This window comes from Pontibacter vulgaris (assembly GCF_022758145.1).
Lineage (GTDB): Bacteria > Bacteroidota > Bacteroidia > Cytophagales > Hymenobacteraceae > Pontibacter > Pontibacter vulgaris.
Genome location: NZ_JAJVDH010000013.1, coordinates 1 through 3,576 on the forward strand (window position 1 = coordinate 1; position 3,576 = coordinate 3,576).

Below are 3,576 nucleotides of genomic sequence, written 5' to 3' on the forward strand. Positions count from 1 at the left end.
CCAATAAAGGCATTGCCTCCACCACGAGCAATAATCAAATCAATAGCTTAGGAGTGAAAGTAGACTCGCGCAACCGCCTGCAGGCAGAGGTAACGCTGGTAAACCCTTACTATGGTACGGCCTACCAGCAGGGCGGTTTGTGGCTGGGGCTTAATGATAAGACCTACCTCAAGCTGGTCGTGGTGGGAAACAAAATAGAACTGCGCCGGGAGGTCAACGACGTGTCAGGCACTTCTGACCAGCGCATCACAGCTGCCATTTCGGGACTAAATAACCAGACCGTGCGACTGCGGCTGGTAGTGGACCCGGCCACTAGCCAGGCCCAGGGGTATTACTCCACCGATGGCACTACTTACCTTAACGCAGGGGCTTCTTACGCCACCCCGGCCGTAAGTATAGCAGGCATGGGCCTGACTGCTTCTTCCGTTTATGCCGGTATCTTTGCTACCCACCGCAACAGCACCAGTCCTGTTACTTATACTTTTGATAACTTCTCGGTTTCCTCCATTTCTACCGAACCCGCTGAAAATAGTCCACCTGTTGTGGTGACAGCACCAGCGAACCAGGTTTTTACAACAAGCCAAACATTTAGTTTTTCTGGGGGCCAGTATAGTGACCCGGATGCCGGGGATGTGCTGACTTATTCTGCAGCTCTGGCTGCTGGCGGGGCTCTGCCTGCCTGGCTGCAGTTTAATGCTACCACTGCAAGCTTTACCGGTACGGCTCCCACTACTGCTACCAATTTGTCCGTAAGTGTGACTGCTACCGACAAAGCGGGTGCTGCTGTAAGTGCTTCATTTACTATAGAAGTAAAAAGTGAAACCACAACAAGTAATAGTTATTTGGTCGTTGAAAACTTAGATAAGTTCCCGGCAAATGATCGTTTTGTCGCTTCCCTCATCCAGATCCCATGGCGACGTAAAAATGATGATGGAACCTACACTCCTTATAATGCAAACCATGATACATTAAGAGTCAAAATTAGTAACAGGGGTACAGAAGCTGTGACTATAGACAAATTAATACTTTCTAATACAGCTGCATGGAAAATTGTTTCGATAGATGGATCGGCTTACAGCTCCAGTACCTCTTTGCCAAAAATCTTAAGTATAGGAGCCTCCATGGATGTGATTATACAGTTTATCGCAAAGGATTTAGGGGGCCGCGTTAAAATACTGAATGACAAACTTACTATCTCTTTCAGTGATGCCTTAACTCCTGCAAAAGAGATAAAACTTAGCGGACTCTGGCAGTATAAAGGCGAAGGTAGTAATGAGCCTTATGCTGTAGAAGTAATCAGAGCCTTTGGGTTTTTAAGCCAAACTGGGTTTAACTCTAATGACGGGGTGATTGATGGCAACGATTTGGTCCCTAACTCCGACGAAATATTATCAGCCTTCTTTGTTCGCGCAGACCCTAGTAAGCCTGTTTCTGTTGTTCAAATGTCAGCACATCATGGTTGCTGCTCTTCCACAGAAAGCTTCAGGTGGTACTACAAAGGCTCTTCTACCATTACTGTATTGTTTACCCATAACTCACTGGATGGGCAGTCACTGCTTCCCAGAAGGCGTGGTTCTACTACGGAGGTGGCAGCAGGCACATTCAGCCCGAGTGGTGCCTTTGGCTTTATGGTTGCTTCATCATACTCAGATAGGACCAGAAACTACCAGGGTAAAATAGGCATGCGTATCTGGAAAGCCATTGATGCTGCGGGCAATATTATCCCTAATGCCTACATCATTGGTGGAGACTACCTGGGTACACAATTTACCAATTATGATTATCAGGACAACATCTACTATATTAGTAATATTCGACCAGAAGTTGGTACTGCCTATTATTCTGAGTTAGAAGCGACGCCTTCTGCAATTGATTTCAGTTCCGTACTTACTGGAGGAAATAAGTCGCTAAGTGTGCAGTTAAAAAATCTGGGTAAAATATATTCAAATGACAGCAGTGATCCTTCTATTACAATAAAAAGTATACAGCTAGCTGGCCCTAATGCAGGTGAGTTTACTTTTACACCACCTGCTACCACTTCGTTATTGCCGCAGAGTACTATAAATGTTTCTGTTGGGTTTAGACCTACAAGCAAAGGCCTTAAAAATGCAGCTTTATTAGTTAATTATAATAATTCCAACTCTCCATTGAGAATTCCGCTTTATGGTATTGCCACAGATGAGAGTACTGCAATAAGTATTACGAAACGAATAAAAAGTGCGGCTGATGCTGCTATCACTATTGCTGGTAATGTATGGGAGGCAGATATCAGTTATAGAAAAGGCTCGGTCAAACTGGATAAACAAGTAGTGGCAGGACCTATCGGCAGCACTGACGATGATATACTTTACCAGACATACTTATCAGCTGCAGCTGACTTGGCTGAAACGCGTTATGAAATTCCCATCTCCAACGGTAACTATTATGTTCGCCTGCACTTTGTAGAGAATTTTTTCACTTCTGCAGGAATACGGGTGTTCAATATCAGTCTGGAAAACCAGCTTCGCCTGCCTAGCTTAGATATATACCGTGAAGTAGGATATAGGACAGCTCTGGTAAAAGATTTTGATGTTAATGTGACAGATGGCATGCTTAATATCAAATTTAACCCGACGGCAAACCGATTGGCCATTGCAGGTGTAGAAATTTACAAAGTAGCCTCTACTGTAAATGCGCTAAATTCTCAATCTGTAAAGCCAATTCTCGATGGTAAATCAAACGGACTGAAATTACAGGTATATCCTAACCCAACACAAGGTAACAAATTTATGATATTGCTAGAAGGCTTTAGAAAACAGGAAAAAGTTGCTATTTCCCTCTATGATATTGCCGGGCGTACTATTCATTCTACTGAAGTTGTTGTAGATGATGAAGGTATTTCTAACTTAGAAATAGCAGTTGGCAGGCACCTGAGAAGAGGGGTGTATATTCTTAAAGCGCAAGGCACCTCAGGTGAAACTAGATTTAAACTAGTAGTAGAATAAAGTCGGAAGCAATAGTATGAAGGAAGTAAGCGACTCCTTCATACTATTGCTTAAGTCTCCTTTTTTAATATGATCTGGCATCTCAAGCTGCTTAGTAGTTACACATAAACTAAGCTTATCTCCGCTAAAAAAGGACTATAGTGTATGAATAACAAACCTATTATCAATGTGTACGGTATTAAGATTGCAAAAGCGCAGTCATCATTAATACTATTAGCGTTACCATTCTTAGTTTCCTTTTCGGTTATGGGGCAATGTCCTCCGGTAAGCACCTTGCCCTGCGATCAGGTGCAAGTAGCCTTGCCTTTCAACCTTAGCTTTAGTGCGGGTGTGGCAGGCACTTTGGCCGATAAGAACGGGTCGGGCACAGGTTTCACGATGGTAGATGCCTACTCGGGCACGCGCCACGCAGAAGACGGCAGCCCCAGCAACGCGGAGGTGCCGGGCTACGAGCCTTCCAAGCTCACCCTAAGCTCAGGTACCCTGAAGCTTGTCACCAACAAAGGCATTGCCTCCACCACGAGCAATAATCAAATCAATAGCTTAGGAGTGAAAGTAGACTCGCGCAACCGCCTGCAGGCAGAGGTGACGC

General features: G+C 44.6%; 2 protein-coding genes. Both read left to right on the forward strand.

Going from position 1 to position 3,576, the window contains the following annotated elements; all coding sequences use genetic code 11:
- Window positions 1–2,984: malectin domain-containing carbohydrate-binding protein (locus LWP20_RS17965; protein WP_242929563.1), on the forward strand; the 2,984-nt coding region annotated here is incomplete at its 5' end.
- A gap of 144 nt (window positions 2,985–3,128) precedes the next feature.
- Window positions 3,129–3,576: hypothetical protein (locus tag LWP20_RS17970; protein WP_242929564.1), on the forward strand; the 448-nt coding region annotated here is incomplete at its 3' end.